At 42.8% G+C, this 19,205-nt stretch carries 17 protein-coding genes; 7 read left to right on the top strand and 10 right to left on the bottom strand.

Annotated features, from left to right (window positions below; translation table 11 throughout):
* The 6 genes from AC1U9U_RS00950 to AC1U9U_RS00925 all read left to right on the top strand — a co-directional run.
* A partial coding sequence (locus tag AC1U9U_RS00950; protein ID WP_479958672.1) for a molybdopterin dinucleotide binding domain-containing protein occupies window positions 1-364 on the top strand: 364 nt, incomplete at its 5' end.
* A 13-nt stretch (window positions 365-377) separates the two neighbouring features.
* The gene (locus AC1U9U_RS00945; protein WP_479958671.1) at window positions 378-956 is read left to right on the top strand and encodes a 4Fe-4S dicluster domain-containing protein; all 579 of its coding nucleotides are present in this window, start codon (window positions 378-380) and stop codon (window positions 954-956) included.
* A gap of 3 nt (window positions 957-959) precedes the next feature.
* Window positions 960-1,793 (top strand): dimethyl sulfoxide reductase anchor subunit family protein, encoded by an 834-nt coding sequence (locus AC1U9U_RS00940; RefSeq protein WP_479958670.1) that lies wholly within the window; start codon window positions 960-962, stop codon window positions 1,791-1,793.
* 446 nt (window positions 1,794-2,239) lie between these two features.
* Window positions 2,240-3,850: an ATP-binding protein gene (locus AC1U9U_RS00935; RefSeq protein ID WP_479958675.1), complete on the top strand. Its 1,611-nt coding sequence runs from the start codon at window positions 2,240-2,242 to the stop codon at window positions 3,848-3,850.
* A gap of 15 nt (window positions 3,851-3,865) precedes the next feature.
* Entirely contained in the window at window positions 3,866-4,564 is a 699-nt protein-coding gene (locus AC1U9U_RS00930) for a response regulator transcription factor (protein WP_479958669.1), read from the top strand.
* A gap of 116 nt (window positions 4,565-4,680) precedes the next feature.
* Window positions 4,681-5,367 carry a TorD/DmsD family molecular chaperone gene (locus AC1U9U_RS00925; protein WP_479958668.1) on the top strand — a complete coding sequence of 229 codons (687 nt, stop codon included), beginning with the start codon at window positions 4,681-4,683 and terminating at the stop codon, window positions 5,365-5,367.
* Window positions 5,368-5,519: 152 nt separating this feature from the next.
* On the opposite strand, the gene AC1U9U_RS00920 is transcribed toward AC1U9U_RS00925, so the two are convergent.
* The 4 genes from AC1U9U_RS00920 to AC1U9U_RS00905 all read right to left on the bottom strand — a co-directional run bounded on the left by AC1U9U_RS00920 (window position 5,520) and on the right by AC1U9U_RS00905 (window position 9,616).
* The gene (locus tag AC1U9U_RS00920; protein ID WP_479958667.1) at window positions 5,520-7,184 is read right to left on the bottom strand and encodes a recombinase family protein; all 1,665 of its coding nucleotides are present in this window, start codon (window positions 7,182-7,184) and stop codon (window positions 5,520-5,522) included.
* A 103-nt stretch (window positions 7,185-7,287) separates the two neighbouring features.
* Window positions 7,288-7,713: a hypothetical protein gene (locus AC1U9U_RS00915; protein WP_479958666.1), complete on the bottom strand. Its 426-nt coding sequence runs from the start codon at window positions 7,711-7,713 to the stop codon at window positions 7,288-7,290.
* Between the two features lie 4 nt (window positions 7,714-7,717).
* On the bottom strand, window positions 7,718-8,131 hold the full coding sequence (locus AC1U9U_RS00910) for a hypothetical protein (RefSeq protein WP_479958665.1): 414 nt from the start codon (window positions 8,129-8,131) through the stop codon (window positions 7,718-7,720).
* A 516-nt stretch (window positions 8,132-8,647) separates the two neighbouring features.
* Complete coding sequence (locus tag AC1U9U_RS00905; RefSeq protein WP_479958664.1) at window positions 8,648-9,616, bottom strand: AAA family ATPase; 969 nt, start codon at window positions 9,614-9,616, stop codon at window positions 8,648-8,650.
* Between the two features lie 145 nt (window positions 9,617-9,761).
* Here AC1U9U_RS00905 and AC1U9U_RS00900 point away from each other — a divergent pair, with 145 nt between their 5' ends.
* Window positions 9,762-10,811 (top strand): DUF6076 domain-containing protein, encoded by a 1,050-nt coding sequence (locus AC1U9U_RS00900; protein ID WP_479958663.1) that lies wholly within the window; start codon window positions 9,762-9,764, stop codon window positions 10,809-10,811.
* 172 nt (window positions 10,812-10,983) lie between these two features.
* On the opposite strand, the gene AC1U9U_RS00895 is transcribed toward AC1U9U_RS00900, so the two are convergent.
* From AC1U9U_RS00895 to AC1U9U_RS00870, 6 genes are all read right to left on the bottom strand, one after another.
* Window positions 10,984-11,697, bottom strand: a complete 714-nt coding sequence (locus AC1U9U_RS00895) for a DUF6550 family protein (RefSeq protein ID WP_479958662.1) — start codon at window positions 11,695-11,697, stop codon at window positions 10,984-10,986.
* A gap of 77 nt (window positions 11,698-11,774) precedes the next feature.
* Window positions 11,775-13,865, bottom strand: a complete 2,091-nt coding sequence (locus AC1U9U_RS00890) for a DEAD/DEAH box helicase (protein WP_479958661.1) — start codon at window positions 13,863-13,865, stop codon at window positions 11,775-11,777.
* The gene (locus AC1U9U_RS00885; RefSeq protein WP_479958660.1) at window positions 13,825-14,766 is read right to left on the bottom strand and encodes a Hachiman antiphage defense system protein HamA; all 942 of its coding nucleotides are present in this window, start codon (window positions 14,764-14,766) and stop codon (window positions 13,825-13,827) included. Before AC1U9U_RS00885 ends, AC1U9U_RS00890 begins: the two co-directional genes overlap by 41 nt.
* 27 nt (window positions 14,767-14,793) lie before the next feature.
* A complete protein-coding gene (locus AC1U9U_RS00880; RefSeq protein ID WP_479958659.1) occupies window positions 14,794-16,989 on the bottom strand; it encodes a DEAD/DEAH box helicase in 2,196 nt (731 codons plus the stop codon).
* Between the two features lie 2 nt (window positions 16,990-16,991).
* Complete coding sequence (locus tag AC1U9U_RS00875; RefSeq protein WP_479958658.1) at window positions 16,992-18,800, bottom strand: site-specific DNA-methyltransferase; 1,809 nt, start codon at window positions 18,798-18,800, stop codon at window positions 16,992-16,994.
* A gap of 33 nt (window positions 18,801-18,833) precedes the next feature.
* Window positions 18,834-19,028, bottom strand: a complete 195-nt coding sequence (locus tag AC1U9U_RS00870; protein ID WP_479958657.1) for a helix-turn-helix domain-containing protein — start codon at window positions 19,026-19,028, stop codon at window positions 18,834-18,836.
* Window positions 19,029-19,205: the final 177 nt, after the last annotated feature.

Below are 19,205 nucleotides of genomic sequence, written 5' to 3'. Positions count from 1 at the left end.
TAATATTCCCCTGCTTAGAGAAGCCTTCCCTGAAGAGTTTATGATGTATACAAGGGACGGGAAAGCCCTTGGCCTCAAAGACGGAGATACAGTGTTAATTGAGAGTGCCTATGGTAAATGTATCCGGCCCCTTACCCTTTCCGAGGCATTGATGCCGGGTGTAGTAACTCTTGGCGAAGGTGCCTGGGTAGAGTTCGATGAAAAGACTGGTATTGATAAAGCCGGTGCCACAAATGTTCTATGTGGAGCCCGTTTAAGCGGACAAGGGGAAGAACCGTGGAATACAACGATTGTCCGTGTTGAGAAATATAGTGGTGAACCATTGAAACCGGATACTGAGTGGGAACAAAGAATCTTATTTTAGGAGGTAAATCCTAATGGGACAAATAGGTTTCTATCATGATTCCGTGGTATGCACGGGATGTAAAGCGTGTCAAATTGCCTGTAAAGATAAAAATAATTTAAAAGTGGGAGAACTGTTTCGCAAAGTCTACGATTTTGAAGGCGGAATCCATCCCAATGTATGGGGTTACTCTCTTTCCTTAGGTTGTAATCATTGCGCTGAAGCTAAATGCGTTAAAGGATGCCCTACGGGAGCGATGCATTTTGCTGAAGATGGAACCGTTCAACATGATAAAGAGATTTGTATCGGCTGTAAGTATTGCATCTGGAATTGCCCGTACGGTGTGCCCCACTACTTTGAGGAAAAAAATGTCGTAGGAAAATGTGATTCTTGTAAAGAACTACGTGATGCAGGGCAAAACCCTGCTTGCGTGGATGCCTGTCCTATGCGTTGTCTAAAGTTTGGTGATTTAGAAGAGCTAGCTGCAGAGTATGGTGAAGGTTTAGTTAATGAGCTCCCCGTACTTCCGCCTGCCTCCAAGACCAAACCCTCGATTCTTATCAAGCCAAAGAGCGAAGCTTTAGATCCAAACAATAAGAAGAGGGAGGTGTAATCCATGGGAGAACATTTTGCCCTGACAACATTTTCAATCTGCATTCAAGCTGCAGTAGGGATTATGCTTTTTGTGGCAATCGGTCGCTTATTAACTAAAGACGGTGTGTTTAAAAATGCAGTTACTACAGCTGCAGGTCTCGGAATCATCGGCATGCTCGCTTCTCTTATGCACTTAGGCCGTCCCTTACACGCTATCAATGCTCTATATCAATTCAGCACCTCTTGGCTGAGCCGTGAAATTTGGTTTACCGCCATCTTCCTTGGCTTGACCGTGGTGGCTGCAGTAATTCTCTATACTAAACCGCAAGCCGCAGGTGCCATAACCGGATTGTCCGTAGCTGCTGCCTTAGTAGGTTTGGTCGATGTCTTCTTCATGGCAAGCATCTACAGTTCTGCAAGTGTTCCTGTTTGGGAAAGTGCAGCCACTTATGTAGAATTCTATGCAGCCGCCATATCCATGGGTGCCATGCTTTTCCTGGCTCTCAGCATGAAAGAGGCCGGAAACATGAAGAAAATTGTGGCTTTAACTGTAGCAGCAGTGATCGCTATACAAGTGGCAGCTGTAGTGCCTTACTTTATCGGTATGGCTGCCAGCTCCAGCACAGCCCTACAAGCTAGCCTGGCTATTCTCGGCAGTTTGAAGACTGCAACCGCTCTTAAATGGTTATTAATTTTGGCCGGTGCCGGGTTAGTGCTTTGGATGGCCAAAGACGAGTTATCCAAATCTGTATCCGGCGCCGTTGTTGGTGGCGCTGCCCTGATCCTTGTGGGTCAAGTAGTTGGAAGATATGTCTTCTATGCAGCCATGGTTGTCTCCGGAGTTGGTTTGACCTAAACTTACCCTATTCCTACCCTATCCTATCCTTTAACTTTCCTCTTACCTCTATGAAAAGGGAGTATCACTCGGTACTCCCTTTTTACATTAGTTACACTGAAAAAGATCCTTCGCTTATGCTCAGGATGACAACGCACTATGAACGCAGTGAATGTTCAGAATAACACTGCACGATGTCATACAGAACGCAGTGAAGTAGCTTGACCCAATAGTGCCGTTTTCGTCATCTGCGGTGCTATGTAGCGGCATGGGGTCTTATTCTATTCTGAAAAAGAACCCAGTCAGCACAGAAGGAAGAAAAGCCCATACCAAAGAATGCGAAATAGCTGTTATAATAATAGTATCTGTCGAAATGTTGGGGGATGAAGTGGTTGAAGCTAAAGACTATTGCCATTAGAACCCGATTTATCATATTGTTTGTGGGGATTTTGGTTGTTTCCCTACTTATGAATGTAGCCTGGACTGCCATCACCCAAAATAAGCAGGCGGAACGAGAGATGCATGAAAAGGCCTATGTTCTCTCTCAGCAGATGGATGCAGTCTGGGAGTTTATGGTTATAAATCAAGACTTAATTAACTATGATGCTAATGGTGAATATAATTTCAAACGCTTGCATTGTTCTCTGGTAGGTAAGAGCATTGGGAAATTATTTGGCAAGAAAACAGGCTATATAATTCGTTATACTAACTTTGACCCCCGGAACAAGGCTGATACTCCTGATGAATTTGAACTAGAGGCCTTAACCCAATTTTCGGAGGATGAAAATGTTAAGGAATTCTATAAGGTCAACGGATATGGAGGTAAAGATGTTTTCCGTTATACTGCCCCCATGCGGATTGAGGAAAATTGTTTAGAATGCCATGGTGATCCCAAAGGAGAACTTGATATCTTAGGTTATCCTAAGGAAGGCTGGAAAACCGGAGATCTGGCAGGCATTGTCAGCATTGTAATGCCTATTGATATGTATAGGTCAAATATCGAATCTAATATCATCAAGCAAGTGGCTTATATTTTTCTGCTCACCTTGCTTTTAATGCTGTTAATATATTTTGCTATGTCCAAACTGGTTACAAAACCTCTTGGTCAATTAAAAGAGGCTATGGGGCACGTCAAAACAGGGGATTTGCAAGTAAATCTAAAGGATATCGATGCTCAAGGGGAAATACTTGATCTCTCCGAACACTTTGAGATGATGACGGAAGAGTTGCAGAATCTCTACAATGATCTGGAAGAAAAGGTTGAGCTAAGGACACAGGATTTGGCGCGGGCCAAGGATATCCTGGAATCCCAGCGGCTGGAACTTGAAGATGCCAATCGTCGACTGCGTGAAGATAATCAGTATAAAGCAGACTTTTTGGCTATTGTGAGTCACGAATTGCGGACACCTCTGACCTCGATCATTGCCTTTGCCGAGGTTCTGGAGCGTGGCAAAAATTCCAAGACCGATAAAGAACAACAGATGATTCATGAGATTAAATCAAACAGTCAAGTACTCTTAAGCATGATTAATAACATTTTAGAAATGGCTCGCATTGAAGCCGGACGAAAAGAATTAACGATTGAGCCTATTGACTTAGTAGATGTAATCAACGCCGTGGAGAACGTCATTGAGCCCTTGATTGATAAAAAGGGTATCAATTACACCAGCATCGTTCACCATGATGTTCCTTTGATTGAGGGAGATCGGGAAGGATTAAGACGCATTGTCGAGAATTTGCTTAGCAATGCCCTAAAGTTCACTCCTAAGGACGGAGAAATCAAGGTCTGGGTAGCTTATGACCAGGGACAAAATGAAGTTCTCATCAATGTCCAGGATAATGGAATCGGGATCCGCAAGGAAGATCAACCATATATTTTTGACAAGTTTGTTCAAAGCGACTCTTCCATTCATCGACAGTATAACGGCAGCGGCCTAGGGTTGGCTTTGGCTAAGGAGTTAACAGAACTTCACGGAGGCTGGATTAAGGTAGAGAGTGAATGTGGACAAGGAAGTTTGTTTACCGTAGGAATTCCTGCAGGAGAGAATCAAGGGAACTTGCTTCAGATGGAGTTTTAAAGGGGGGGATATGAAATGAAGATTATGTTAGCCGATGATGAAGAGAGCATTCGCATTGTGGTCGAACACATTGTTACAGAGGATGGTTATGACTTTTGCTACGCCTTTGATGGGGCCGAGGCCTTAACGGTTTTTGAAGCGGAACAGCCGGATTTGGTGATTTTAGATGTGATGATGCCAAAAATGAATGGCTTTGATGTCTGTACGCAGTTACGTAAGGACGGAAGCAATGTTCCCATTATCATTTTATCTGCCAAAGGTGATATTGTAGATAAAAGTGTCGGGTTTAAGGCAGGGGCTGATGATTATCTAGTCAAACCCTTTAGCTCTCAGGAGTTATCCTTACGTATCGAGGCGCTTTTGCGACGCCGAGGTCTACAATTTGGAACAGGGAATGAGGTTGAGAATAAGGACAGCATTAAACTAGGGGATTTAGAGATTTTTTTCAATCGTTACGAAGCCAGGTTGCGGGGGAAACGGGTGGATCTTACCCCCAAGGAGTTTAAGATTCTAGCTTATATGGCTAGTCACCCAGGAGAGGTCTTTAGCAGAGAGCAACTTCTAACCTATGTTTGGGGGGAAGATTACGTTGGCGAATTAACCGGTATCGCTGTATTTATTCGCAAGATCCGGGAAAAGATTGAAGATGAGCCCTCCAAGCCCAAATACTTGCAGACAGTATGGGGGATAGGGTATAAGATAGGTGAGAAGTAAATCCTTCGCACATGCTCAGATGAAAAATTTTTGGTCCCTGTCATAGTGCGTGATTAGTGAAGTATCCTGATTAATAAAGCCTTTTTTAATAGAAATAAAGATAAGGTGGTTATAAGATGAGTGAACAAAAGGATGCTATTGCCATTTTGCTGGCTGACCGGAGTTATTTGTATACGTTATTGCAGCGGACTTTCGGGAATGAGCCCCAAGCAGATGTGCTAAAAGTTGCGACAGCTTCCCACACCCAAGAAGCACTACAACTCTTGCTTGAAGATGACGAGAACTTATTTGCTAAGCACTTTGAGGTTCTAAACCAGTTAGGACAGGAGTTGTCCGCTGACCCTGAACAAACCTTAGAAAAGTTAAAAGGGGAATATACCTATTTGTTCATTGGTCCCAATAATTTACCTGCACCCCCATGGGAATCAGTTTATCTCACCAAGGAACGGGTGCTTTTCCAAGAAAGTACCTTAAATGTGCGCCGTGCTTATCTAAAATATAACTTTTTGCCCGCTAATTATCCCCACGAAGCAGACGACCATATCGCCTTAGAGCTAGACTTTATGGCTCATTTATCAAAGCTGGCTCAAGAACACTTCGAGAATGACAATATGGAAGACTTAAAAAGAGTCCTCGGGGATCAGAAGGATTTTTTACAGGAGCATCTGCTTCTTTGGATAGACGACTTTGCCAGTGATATTCAGAATAGCAAAACCCATTATTTCTACCCGCCTATGGCTGATTTAACTAAGCACATTCTTAAAATCGATGATCAGCTTATTGATGAACTTCTTGCGCTTTAGGGTATGTCATCCTGAGCAAAGCGAAGGATCTTTACCCAAATTCATGACACAAGATAGCCATGCTTAATCCACACAAAAAAGGAATCCCAATTTAGGCGCATTCCCATAGGGACATTTTATGAACCGTGGGTTTAGGTGAGGCAGACAGCAGATCAAGCTGTCTGCCTTTGCCGTTGTTCGGCTATTTTCTCGGCTTCTTCTGCGAAAGCACCGACGACACCGATGTCACGGTAGTGAATAACGATTTCCTGCTCCGCTGTTCTGGAGTACCGCTCTGCCCGCTCACCAATCTCGATCTTCTCGATAAAAACGTTCAGCAGTTCACCGCTTAGCTCGGTTATTTCGGTGTATCTTTTCGCTTTATCGATGAACCGGGTAACATTGGAAATGGAGTCCTGCAGTTCTTTGATCCGCTCCGCAGCCTTAGGGATTCGCTCCTTCAGGCTTTTTTGTTCTGCGTTATAGTCGCCGGATAGCATCCTGAATTGCTCGTTGGTTACTTTGCCGAGCACATTGTCCTCATATAACCGTTTGAACAGGGTGCTGAGCTCAGTATCCCTCCGGCGCATCAATTCCAGCTCTCTTTGGAGCCGTTCAATCTCACGCCGGGTTTCGGCGTTGTTTTTCCGGTTTATGTACTGGATAAATAACGCCTCCTGCTGACGTGCGAAGTGGGTTACTCTCAGTAAATCGTCCAGAACGATTGCCGCCAGATGGACTTCCCGAAGGTAGTGTGCGCTGCACTTTTCCTTACCGCGTTTGCGGTAGGTAGAGCACATAAAGTTGTTTTTTACGGCGGCCATGGTGTGCGCCCGATGGAGAACCATCTTTTCTCCGCAATCGATGCACCGAACCAATCCTGAGAACATATCCTGCTCGGCCATGTTTGCTCTGCGCCTTTTGCGCTTGCGGATGTCCTGAACGATATCCCACGTTTCTTTCGTAACCAGCGGCTCATGCGTATTCTCAAACCGAAGCTGGTCGGATTCGGGACGCTTGATCCGTTTCTTATTCTTATAGGATACCGTGGTGTACTTCAGGCTGATAGTATGTCCTAAGTAAACTTCATCCTCTAAAATGTCGGCAACAGATCTGCTGTTCCAATCATAAGGTCTGGTTACATCAACGTTTGTCAAAAGGACGCCGGTCTTACTGTAATAATAATATCCGGGTGTGAAAACCTGCTCACTTTTCAGCTGCTTGGCAATCTGAGTAGGGCCTTTCCCGCCAACGCAAAGGCTGAAAATTCTCTGCACTATCGGTGCGGCATCCTCGTCAGGAACAATCTTGCTTTTGGGATTGTTCTCATCCTTTTTGTAACCATAGGGTGCTCTGGTCGCCACACGTTCGCCCCGTTCAGCTTTTGATTTAACGACCGCACGGATTTTTCGGCTGGTGTCCTTGGCGTAGAAATCGTTGAACAGATTCACGAACGGGGTAAAATCGTTATCGCCGTAGAGACTGTCCACGTTGTTGTTAACTGCGATGAAGCGGACTCCATAGCTTGGGAATATCATCTCGGTGTACTGCCCGACCAGTAAATAATCTCTGCCAAGACGGGACATATCCTTAACGATAATTGTCGCCACTTCGTCGTTTTCCACCATCTTCATCAGCTCTTTCCATGCAGGGCGGTTGAAGTTTGTGCCGCTGTAGCCATCGTCAGAAAGGAAGAGAATGTTCTCAAAGCCGTTATCGGCGGCATATTTCTCCAGCATCAGCCTTTGATTCTGGATGCTGTTGGATTCGCCGTCACGCTCGTCCTCCTGGCTCAGCCTTCCGTAGAGTATTGTATATTTTGGGTTTGCCTGTGTCATAAATACCTCCTTTTCGTTTGGCAAACCGATACGGAATATTGGTACTGCGGATTGCTCCGCATCCCAAGCATACCGAAGAGTTTGCCGGAAGTCTACTGAATTATCAGAAAGATTTTCTCTCTTTTTCCTGCTCCTTATCTATCAAGGAGAGCAGCTTATCCGAAGGTAATGAGACGGCTGCTTTGGGGAACACAGAGCTGACGGCAAACTTTTTCCCTCCCACAATCATGTGTCGTTCCAGGCATATACTGTCGGTCTGCTCCTTTAATTCCGTATCCTCAAAAAGCGGAATAGGCTTACCGTCAAGCGTTTTGTCTTTGATTCCCGCCGTTTCATAGCTGCCCCAGATGCCGGTTTCGATGTAGTGTTGGGATTCCTTTTTAGTTTTCCTGCCCCATAGCCGGTGCTTCCGTACGCCATTCTCTTTAAACAGCTCCTCAATTTTGGGTCTGCTTGGATGCCCATCCGGGAGCAGAAAAATGGATTTCGGAAAGACATAAGCTGTTATACAATTTTGCTGTGGCTTCATAAATTTACACTTCCTTTCTGTTTTCGTGCTGGTAATTATAGATGTGTTCGAAGGTCGGCAGACTCTCGAGCTTCTTCACTTCCTCCGAACAGATACTGCGCAGCCTGCGCATCGAATCGTCTGACACCTTAAGCTGCGAGGCAATCAGGTGGCTGAGAACCGAGAGCTCCACAGCAATTTTATACTGTCCCGTGCCGAATGTTTTTCCGATCTGCTCCACCCGCTGTTGTACTTTTGTAGCGAAAATATCGTCAAAGAATTTAGGATTCTGCTCTGCGTTTAGGTATCCTGAGTAGAATTCGATGGCCTTCTCCACAAAAGTATTGCGTGAGTCGGCATGCGCTTTACGGCGGTTTTCATCACAGAGAGAAAGATGTTTCTGTGTGATAGCCAGCCCTGTTTTAACTCTTTGTTCCATATTCGGTTTCCTCCTTTCCGTATGGATTTTTAGCATGATACCGCTTTATGTGTACCTACGACCCCATGCTGAACGCCGTGATTTTGCTGTTATTGCTGACTTAGCCTTTCCTTACAGCACCTTTGAAGGTACCATGTGCCAGTTTACGACCACCTAAGAGGTACCGTCCCCGACCCGCATTGCGGGGCGGTGTTTTCGGCGGGGGGGAACCTCTTACAACCCCCCGCCTTTAACCTGCACGGTTTTCGACCCCATGGTTCATCTTCATTTTGGCAGTTTATATCTTGCTGCCGATTATCTTCTTTTTGCTGGCAGGATTCTTCGCTAACACAATTCCCTGACCAGAAAACTGAACCACGTGGTTTACTTTTTCTCAGGTCTGGTAGCGGCAGCGATGAAAGTGAGCCAAGATGGATTACTTTTTATGGATACGATCTAAGCGGCCATGAAAGTGAGCCAACTTGGTTACATTTCTGGAAGGATGCAAGGGTGCAAAGTGTATAAGACATTGCACCCTTACACCCTTGAATCGAGAGGCTGCCAAAACCATTGGCTGCCAAGCTTTTCTGTCTGCACGTTAAGATTCTTTTTTGCAATCTTCACCGTGCGTTCAGAGATACCAAGCTCAGCTGCATGCTTAAACACTTCCTCCGCTGGGACAGGCTTTACGAGCATCCGTCTTAGCTCGTCCTCCATCAGCGCCGTCTTGGTCTGCACCGAACCTGTGCCGGAAAGAACATCATCTACAGAGATGTCGCAATAGCCAATCCACTGAAAGCCGTTTTCGGCATCCAGAGAAAATGCGATTGATTTACCTTCCGGTGCCAGACTGCTTTTGTCATGAGCGACGACACGGACAGCGGGATCGCTTTTCAGCCTGCCGACAATAAGCACGCTTCTCGCCGCCGCACGGAAGTCGATGGAGCCAAGTCCGCGATAGGAGGATTTCAATCCCTGCGCCTTATTCATATGGCCGATGAGTATAATGGCGCAGCCGGTTCGGTCGGCCATCGCACACAGCCGTTTGAAAACAGGACGTACTTCATTGGCTCGGTGCATATCCACGTTGTCGCCGAGATATGCTTGCAGCGGATCAAGCACAATCAGCTTTGCGCCGGTTTCCTGTACAGCCTGCTCCAGCCGTTCATCACAAAGTGTCAGTTCCTTGTCCGATTCATCAATGACCAGCACACGGGAACAGTCAGCACCGGACATCTCCAGCCTCGGCTTAATCGTATCTGCCAGACCGTCCTCCGCAGACTGGTATATGACGCGTATGGGTTCTGCCGCCACGGTTTCCTCCGGCAATGGTTTACCTGTCGTCAGGAGAGCAATCATCGCCAGAACAAAAGAAGTTTTGCCTTCGCCTGGGTCGCCCTGTATGATTGTGACCTTGCCGTAAGGAATGAACGGATACCACAGCCAGCGCACCTGCTCCGTTTCAATATCGCTCATGCGGATGAGCTTGCTTTTCTTTTTCTGCATGTTTCACCTCCGTTCCATAATTGTTGCCGATTGACTAATGCATATATATCGGATACGATTACGATAGCAGAAACTAATTTCATACACAATAGTTTGGAGCGATGTCAGGTACATCGTGAAAAACCATCGGATACAGGAGGTTGACATGAAGGCGAATGCTTATGACCAATTCTCTGTTTTATTTTGGGAAGATAATGTGATGCTCGGAGGCGGCGCATCCTTTCCGCTGGGGCAGATAACAACAGACTTTTTGAATACGGACGAACAGGATATAGCTGAGATTGATAAACGGGTCAGAGAATTCACAACAGGAATGCGAGCGCTGTTTAATCATAAAAATATCGACGCAGTTATTCAATTACAGGAAAAACTGAACGCCGTTTGGGATGTTATATTTACTTTACCGTTATATCGTGATCTTCCGCTGGATATACACAGTTCTCTCAATCTGCTCCCCATGCTGTTTGCGGACAAACAGAAATGGGCTGAAGTATTTCAGGATAATTCCCAGGGTAACAAAATGTTTATTGAGTTTCTCGACAAGATGGAATACTTTGCGGAAAGCATCCGTAACTTCAGAAGGCAGACAGCAGGGATGCTGGATCTGTATTTTGAGAACCTGACGCGCCGTAACAGCGAGGCATATGCACAAGCCTATTCAAAATATTATCGGGACATGGCCGATGCCGGTGAACTGTTATTTGGTGACTTGCCTTTTGAGCAGGGGTTTCCCGTCAAGGTCAGGTTTACTCCATTGCGGCATCCGCAAGGCAAAGGAAAGCCTATGATAGCAGAAGAAGTTGAGTTTTCCTATCTTTCACATTTTCTGTATACGGATTTCTACCGGGGACTTATTGCGGGAAACATGCCGCGCCGCTGCCACAACTGCGGGCGCTATTTCCTGTTGAACAAAGGGTATGATACCTGCTACTGCAATAATATCGCGCCTGGCGAAACAGGAAAGACTTGCCGCAAGGTTGGAGCTCATAAAAAGGAAGCGCGCAAGGAAGGAAAAACACCTGCGCGCCTTGAATATGACAAGGTTTATAACCGATTAAAGACACGCCGGGCGAGGGGTAAGCTGTCTGTCGATGAATGGAACGCCGCCGTTGCGCTGGCACTTGAATATAAGGACAAAGCAGAAGCCGGAAAGATATCCGATTCCGAGCTTAAGGAGATTTACGACAAAATGTGATTGAATGCAGTTTGTAAAGACATAATAGTTCGCTGACAGCGTACTAAATCCGTCGAAGACGAACAGATTAGAAATGGAATGTAGCTGACAGCTTCATAACTATGCAAAGACGAACATCAGAAAGTAAGAGCGCACTTGGCCTGCCAGGGCTTCATGCGCTCCTTCAATATTATTATGGATTTGGAGGGGCTTCACCGGGTTTACACGGCGGCGGGGTGCTATCCTTTGTTACTGGAGGTTGAAGCTCGATATAAATGTCATCGCCTGTCGGCACTGGCTGTTCTGCAGGAGGAGCGGTTGTTTCGTGCGATGCGGACTCCTCACTGCCCATAATCCCGATTTTATGACCGTTCTCGTACATGTCCTCGGCGACAGTACCTCCGCCCATAATACCGACCTGCTTGTTGATGTCACCATTGCTGCCGACAGTTGCGCCACCCATCTGGCCGACTTTATTACCCGTGAGCTCGTCGCCGGGATTGCCGACTGTTGTTCTGACGCTCCCGCCGCCCTCATCCTTAATCCAGCCGAAGCCCGGAATCCAGACATAGGGCTTACCGTCTATAATAGCTCTGTCGCCTGACTTTGGTTCCGAGGGTACTGGTGTGGATTTTGATGCAGTACGAGGGGCTGGTTCTGTTTTTTCTTCTGTCGCTATTTCGGTTTCCACTGGTTCAGTTTCTGCGGCAGCCTTTACTTCGGCAGCAGGAGTTTCACCAGAGATAAAAATTTTCGGCATTTCCGCTGACCGAGCCTCAATTTCGGCGGTTACGGCGGTTTTTACCAGCTCAGCGGATAAATCCCAGACTTCGGCGCTCTGAGGCCACACAGCGGCACACAATGCGACACAAGCGGTGAGAATTACGCTGATAATAATCTTCTTCATAAAACTACCTCCCTTCAGCCACATACACTATCACAGACTGAGGGAGATAGCTATACGTTTTGCCCCATATTTATATTTTACAGATTGTTTATTATGTATCTTGAGATATAACTGATATGCTGTAAATTTGAGAGGTTGTCCTTCAACAGTTTTTTCATGGAAAAGGCATCTTCATAATCTCCGCCTATGACGCGGATTATAGGTTCAACATCACGCTCATAAACACCAATATCAAGCAACATCTTCCGCTGCTTGGAGTTGGTGAAATAAAGCTGTTCAATCGCGCCAAGGACTTTGTATTCTAAGACGTTAATAAAATCTTTTGAAACGCCTTCTATTTGCATAAAATATTTAACAATCTGCACTTTCCCATAAAACTGGTGTTCAATATAACTCATTTTCAAATTTATAGCTTCAGAAATAATATAATCCAGCCCGCTTGTAGCATAATATTCCAAAGCTGCCTTAACAACAGTCTTGATTTTTGGTCGATTTCTATGAATCAGGTTATTTATCAAATTAGCACGGAGTTTATTGTTTTTTCCTTCGCAAATATAATAAAGTAATACAATTAGCTTATTACGACCGTAAATTTTTATTGTATGAAGAGAGCGCAATTCCGCTATGATTTCAGCTTTCTTTTCAGTATAGCGAATATAAATATCCAATACTGTGTCAAATCTAAGGTGACTGCCAATGTTTTTCAAATAATCATCATGGGTTATTCCTAATCCAGAAAGGAATGCCAAATAATCCGGATGATTCTGTATATCACCTTTTTGAATATCAACATCTTTGCTGTCATCAGTTAACTCAAATTTTATGCTCCGGATAGCAGCAATCTTTTCATAGGGGGGATCCGTAGGAGCTTTTAAGTAGTACGCTTTTCCTATGAAATGCTGATTTAGTCGTCCAGTCCGGCCAACTAAATTATAGAAATCAAATGCAGTAAAGTCCTTGGTATTATTATTTCTATCCGACAGTCGGGATGGTTTTGTAATAATTATATTCTTGGCTGTTGTATTCACGCCCTCCAGCAGGGTTGATGTACAAAACAGTCTGTTATAATTATCATTTTTTTCATATAAATTAAGCTGGAACATACGTGTCCCCAGCGGCATTTGCCCATTATGTATGACATATCCACGCTCTAATGCCTTTGTAACACACCAATCCTCATGAATTTCGTCTTTTGCCCATTCAACAAAATACTTTATTGAAGGCTCAAGTTCCGGAAGTAACGGCTCTTCAGATAATATATCATTAATGTATTTATAAATTCCTACGACAGTAGGAAAATATATAAGTGTCTTTTCTTCTTCTGGTATACGCTGCAAAAGGTCTTTGCATTGAGAATTACGATCCTTATGAGAGAGAATATCTACCGGAATGACTTCATTTACAACAGGTGAATATTCAGTATTGTAAAAAGCAGGTTTTTTCTCGAGAATCTCAATATCTTCGATTTTCTGTATAAATGGAGCAAGCAAGATATAGCGCTTTGCCATTTTTGCTAAATGGTAATACGCCATATTTAGTACTAAAACTCTATCATCAGCTTTATCAGTTTCAAGTTTATATACCTCATCAATAACCAGCAGGTCTATGCTTTTTATAATTTCATGGGAGCTTTCCTGCACAACTCTATCATGTGTCAAGATAAAAATGTTATTGCGATCAAAATCGTAACATTTCTCAGGATCAAGCTGTGTATAGACTTTATAGATTTGAAAAGTATCATTATATTTTCTAATAAGCTTTCCTAAATACTCATCAATCAACGCAAGCGTAGGAACAATCAGAACTATATTGCGCGGCAGATGCCTTGCTATATATTCAAAGGCACAAAAGGTTTTTCCAAAACTTGTCGGCGCACTCACAATTAGTGCGTCATTCTTTTCCATTTGTTTTATGATTTCTAATTGCTCCGGATGCAATACGACATTCTTGTCCAGCTTTGATTGGGCAAATGCTGAGTATACAAGTGAATCGAAAGAATAGCTTTGAGAATACACAGTTAAATCCAAAGCGAATAAATCATCGGCCAATTCTTTCGCTTTCTTGGTAGAGTCTTCTGAAGCCGCTAAGACACGGATATATTTTTCGCGTAGCTTTTGGGTATTGTATTCATTTAATGACAGACTCGTAATAATCTCTCCTTTCCACAATTTTTTGTGTAAAGGTTGCAATCAATTTACTCTTGCTTATTATCGGAAGAGAGATTGAAATAATTTTCGTATCCAAATCGTAGAGCTTAATTGCATTAATACTGGACTGCTGAGTCATAATGGTATTTATATCTGTCTCTGTGCCGTGTGTTATGAACACAGGAATACCAATTGAAGTAATCCCTGCCTTTGAAATAAAATCTTTCATTGAAATGCTTCTGTCAACAAGATCACCAAAATCATTAGCAAATGTCCCCATCTTATCCCGTAACCATCTTTGGCTAAGAATAAGCACAAACTCCTCATCAACTTGCTTTTGATAGGTAGATAAAGATTTATTAATGAGAGCAACGCCGTTATTTAAAGATTTGCTTACTTTTGATTCACCGAAAAGCAGCATTTTACTCTCGGGATAATAAAATACCGCATCAATTCCAAATACACTCATATTTCTGTCGGTAATAAAGTTTGCCTTTGGAATTATACAATTATATCCAAAATACTCAGAAAGCAAATTGCAAAAAATGTACTCTCCGATTTTCCCTATTTTATCAAGCCTTATTTCGATGTTGCCATTTCCTTTATCATCAAGCGTATATTCATCTGCAATAATTTTAAGCACTTCAGTTTCGAGATCCGCCGGTAGTTTACCTATGTTCTCGTCATCCACATAAAGACTTAATCTTTTATAAAGTGCTACATAGTTTTCAACTGTTGGCTCGAATGTCAAAGATGTTTTATTTTCTATGTATTTCAAAAAGCGAGATTCATCAAAAAAATAATCAAACATTTTTTGGTAAAAGGTCGGCGTATCTGCAATGTCAATGTGTATAACTGAATGATCATCGCCCGATGAGTATACATTAAAGTCATTAAAAGAACTTTTTGTTATCCCATTCACATACACCGCCCCCTCTCTCGTTTGATTCTATATTGTTTCCTCCAGCAAGGACCAGCTTGCGCTGCTTATGTCATCTGAATAAGTTTCTATGCAAATGCACAGCTCTTGACTATGCTTGTCCTGCCGGACAAAGCCGCCCTTTAAACCGTATTTTTCTAAGTATTCTTTAAGGGCGTCAAATTTCTTAGGAGAGTAGATGTCGATATCCTGGCTCTCACCAGAATTGGAAAATCCCCCTTTTGTCTCAATAATCCAAATTTCCTTACCTATTCCAAGAATATAATCCGGATAGAACATCTTTGCTTTGCCAAAGTTGTCCGAATATACAAGAGAAAAGTATTCATTTCCTTTATCGCCATTTTTGTACCACCAAGTCACCTTATTGTTTCGCTCACAGAACTTCTCAAAAAGCTTTTCCGGGGCAGAACGGACTTCCGCAGAAGATAAATATCCGTTATAAACGTTTTTCTTCATAACGGTCTGGGATTTAGCATTCGAATCATATGTAAAAAGGTATTCTTGAGGAAACGTGAATTTTTTAGGCACAGCCAAATCCAATTTTAAATTCTGCTGATTCATTTCAAGTGCCATTGAAGCACGAATACTATCTTTTAAAAGCCACTCATTATTCAGCACAAACGCATAAATTTCTCTGTTTGACAAGCTCAATATCTTCTTGTGATAATTGCTGCCAACGACAAACAGCTTACGGACAATCGCATTCATCTGTGCGTATTCCAAGGAGATATCAAGTCCTATCTTAGCTATGACGTGATGATATTCTCGACCATGCTCATGGGTATTTAATGGAACATGAAATGTGACGTCATTCAATCGTTCTGCCACCTTGAATTCCAATGTCGCAACTTCGCCGGATTTTGTGGAGCTTACTATGTCTGTATTAAAGTTAAAGCCGTTTGCCTGTAATCGCTTTTTATTTTCGACCATATTAGAACCAGTACCGAATTTTGTGGCAAAATATTGAGCTACTGAAGCTAATGCTTTTGCCGCATCCCGAGTGACTAATAATCCTGATCTCTGCAAGCAGGTAAGTTCTAATGTTTTATATTCATTTTTCAAAAATAACTTCGATGCCGATAATGCTCCATTACCGAAGTTTATTTTAACACCTTCAGTAAACTTCTCATCAAGAGTATAAAGATAGCAATTATCCAAAGCATCAGCTTCATAATGTTTTGCTTCCGGCATTCTGCGTATTCTACCAATTGTCTGAATTTCAAAAGTTTCGTCCATGTTGTCGCGCAATTTAACAAGTATTTGGGCGCGGGGACAATCCCAACCAGTAGCAATGGCCTGTTTGATTATTACTGCTACAGATTCTGCAGTCAGGTCAGTTATATTGTCGATATTTTCATGCTTGTCTGAGAGCCAGCACGCTAACCGCCCATTTTCGTAAGATATGCCTTGTTTCTCAAACCAGCGCTCAATTTTATCCTGTAAAACTTCATTTTTATTTGGTATCTGCACTAATATTAGCGGATTAACTTTAATATCTCTTTGTAAGTAAGCCGCATGAAGCTCTTTCTGCTTCTCAAAAGCTTTTTCTAGTAAATATTCTTCTTCATTTGCGACAACCACATTATTAGCAAAATTTTCATTGATAATCAGCAACTTTTTTATCAAGCCTTCTGCAATTACATCCGCCTCTGGTATGTTTATAAGTATAGAATGTGTCGGCATTGTGGGAGTTGCGGAAGATCGGATGATTTTATTGGGGTTAAAATACTGAATGATGGCATCAGCCTTGATGGTCTGATTTTGGTGACTTTCATCAACAATAATATTAAAGTTAATGCCATTGGCATGTGCTTTTTCAATATGCTCTATAAAATTAATGCGTTCAGTATCTTTTAATGCGTTATTTCCTTTCTTGGTCAGCTTTTCCCAGTTTATAAAGCACACATCGTTTTCTTTAAAGCCGCTTGTCATCACATCGGAAAGTAGCTTAGTGCTTCTTCCGTGAATATAACGATCCATCTTAATCTTACTTTGTTCCTCTAAATCTCCTTTACCTGGTGTGAGCCAAACAAACACGGTATTAGAGTAGCTTTTAAGATATTCGTCCATAAACCGTGTTAAAATAATTGTTTTGCCGCTGCCAGTGCAACTTTTTAATACAATATTCTGCTCTGGTTGCTCCATAGCATCCATTAGAGAAGATATCGCATTTAATTGAAAATCAGCAAGAGTGATGTTTTCCACATTCATCCCTCCAATTCTTTGTAATAATAGTCAGGAATTACATTCACTTGGATTCGGCGTTCTTTTAATATGGCTTCCTGCTCTCCATTGAGTATAACATCATGTCCAAGATACAGTTTATGGCATTTCTTAAATTCGTTAACATTCTGAATAAATCCGGCTAATTCTTCATCAGTCACCACAATGGCAAGCTCTGCGTTACCCGTAAAGTTGATGCCGTTTTCCAGTTCTACCAGTTCCCGCACATGTCTCAAGAGTTCATCAGCATACTCATAATACATGCGCTCGTTGATGGGGACAAAATCAACTTTATAATACTTCAATCTTGCAGAATAGCCTTCGTTATCAATCACACGCTTTATGCGCTCGTAAGTTATGTCGCGGCAGATATTGTTTTCGTTGTTGGTGCAGAGGATGAAGCGGTGCTCAGTGCCACCCTCTGCATTCAATTCCATCACAGAGTGCCCCGTTGTGCCTGAACCAGCAAAAAAGTCGAGTATCGTTGAATCGGAAGCACAACAAGCCCGGATAACCTCTTGAACCAACTCCTTCGGTTTGGGATATGAAAATTTCTTGTTACCAAAAATACTAAGTATTTGACTGCTTCCTTTTGCAGTATAGAAAACCTTTTCAGTCCATATTGTCGGAATGCCAACGCCCTCGCTTTTATAATCACCAAGTATAATGGTCTGATTGCTTGTTTCTCTCCCCACAACAGGTATCTCACCGCTTTCAATTTTCTTTATAATACCTGCTGCGAGATACTGAATGGCATATTGATTCTTGTTTCGCGATGCTTTCTGCTTAATAACCTTTATGTAGCCTTTTGCCAAATCACTCATCAGGCGAGAGGCGATCAGTCTCCAAACACAGGGTATTCCTTTATTGCTCACTGGCCAGATTGCTACACAACCTTCCGGGGCTTCCTCATAGTTAAATTCAAAATCTCTTAATTCGCCCGTATAACTTCCGTTGCGTACTCGGTCTGCCAGCGATAATCCACAGCCGATGATCTGATCAGTTTCTTTATTGATGTATATAGGATAGGCTTGGTTTGGTCGCTGAACTTGGTCAAATGTTGCAAGATTCATACCGTGGAATGGGGCATTTGTATTGCCTCCTGCAAAGCTGGTTGGCATGGGCTTAAAGTCCTGCGGTGTTATAAACACAAGATATTCCTGCAAATAATTGAATCCCCCTGAAGGTTTGCCACCAGATGTCTGTACGGTTACAGTAACAACCTGCTTGCCCAAAAACAGGTTTTCACAAAGCAGAATGAGGTTATTTAGTTCATGATACCCAATGCTTATAACCAGAACGCCATTAGGCGTGAGTAGGTTTCGTGCGATAGATAGACGCCGCTCCATAAACGATAACCACTTGCTATGTCGAAAGCCATCTTCTTTATCAACAAAGTTATCGTCATATACGAAATCGTCTTTCCCCATATTATAAGGTGGATCGATATAGATAAGATCTATCTTCCCGCGATGGGTTTTAATGAGCAGTTGCAATGTAGCAAGGTTGTCTCCCTCAATTATAAAGTTCACCAGACCGCCATTATCGATGAATAAATTTGACTCCTCGGTCAGCACAGGGGTATGCGTGTCTAAGAGTTCATCAATACCTTCACGATGTTCCTCGAACACAAGACCATATTTTTTAGCCTTTATTTCTTTTTCCAGTTCACTTAGATACGTTAAAAGATTGCCGGTATTTTCATCTTGATAGGCACTGGCGATATAAGAACGAATGGCCTTGATTTTATTCACAAGGTCATCTCTTTTTTGTTTTGATATATTTGTCGACACTCTTTCTTCCCCCCAACATAAAGTCCATTCCGTTTATAACCTGTATTTATCAAGCACAGGGGTTAGGACTTTATTCTGCTTACAATAATCAATCAATGCTCGTTGTGCCATTTTACTCGGCATAGCTTTTGCATTCTCCCAGCGGTTAACAGTCGCAAAGCTAATATGCAACTCACGAGCCAAGTCCTCCTGGCTAATATTCAATAATGTACGAATTTCTCTAATCATTTGAGGATAATCCATTTTATTCACCTCGATTAATGTCGCATTTATTATAACACTTGTTATATTTGTTAGTCAATTCGACAAAATTATGCTATGAAAAAGGATTAGCTTTAACCGAGTATCCCGATTACAAAAATTCAAAACCGTAATATGAAATAACGGGCAATAAAAACGCGTAGC

The organism is Desulfitobacterium sp. (assembly GCF_982384815.1).
This window is presented reverse-complemented; position numbering and strand designations above follow the sequence as displayed.

Excerpts from the sequence above, each read along its gene's own strand:
- AC1U9U_RS00945 (WP_479958671.1), top strand. The coding sequence starts at position 378 with ATGGGACAAATAGGTTTCTATCATGATTCCGTGGTATGCACGGGATGT.
- AC1U9U_RS00940 (WP_479958670.1), top strand. The coding sequence starts at position 960 with ATGGGAGAACATTTTGCCCTGACAACATTTTCAATCTGCATTCAAGCT.
- AC1U9U_RS00935 (WP_479958675.1), top strand. The coding sequence starts at position 2,240 with ATGAATGTAGCCTGGACTGCCATCACCCAAAATAAGCAGGCGGAACGA.
- AC1U9U_RS00930 (WP_479958669.1), top strand. The coding sequence starts at position 3,866 with ATGAAGATTATGTTAGCCGATGATGAAGAGAGCATTCGCATTGTGGTC.
- AC1U9U_RS00925 (WP_479958668.1), top strand. The coding sequence starts at position 4,681 with ATGAGTGAACAAAAGGATGCTATTGCCATTTTGCTGGCTGACCGGAGT.
- AC1U9U_RS00920 (WP_479958667.1), bottom strand. The coding sequence starts at position 7,184 with ATGACACAGGCAAACCCAAAATATACAATACTCTACGGAAGGCTGAGC.
- AC1U9U_RS00915 (WP_479958666.1), bottom strand. The coding sequence starts at position 7,713 with ATGAAGCCACAGCAAAATTGTATAACAGCTTATGTCTTTCCGAAATCC.
- AC1U9U_RS00910 (WP_479958665.1), bottom strand. The coding sequence starts at position 8,131 with ATGGAACAAAGAGTTAAAACAGGGCTGGCTATCACACAGAAACATCTT.
- AC1U9U_RS00905 (WP_479958664.1), bottom strand. The coding sequence starts at position 9,616 with ATGCAGAAAAAGAAAAGCAAGCTCATCCGCATGAGCGATATTGAAACG.
- AC1U9U_RS00900 (WP_479958663.1), top strand. The coding sequence starts at position 9,762 with ATGAAGGCGAATGCTTATGACCAATTCTCTGTTTTATTTTGGGAAGAT.
- AC1U9U_RS00895 (WP_479958662.1), bottom strand. The coding sequence starts at position 11,697 with ATGAAGAAGATTATTATCAGCGTAATTCTCACCGCTTGTGTCGCATTG.
- AC1U9U_RS00870 (WP_479958657.1), bottom strand. The coding sequence starts at position 19,028 with ATGATTAGAGAAATTCGTACATTATTGAATATTAGCCAGGAGGACTTG.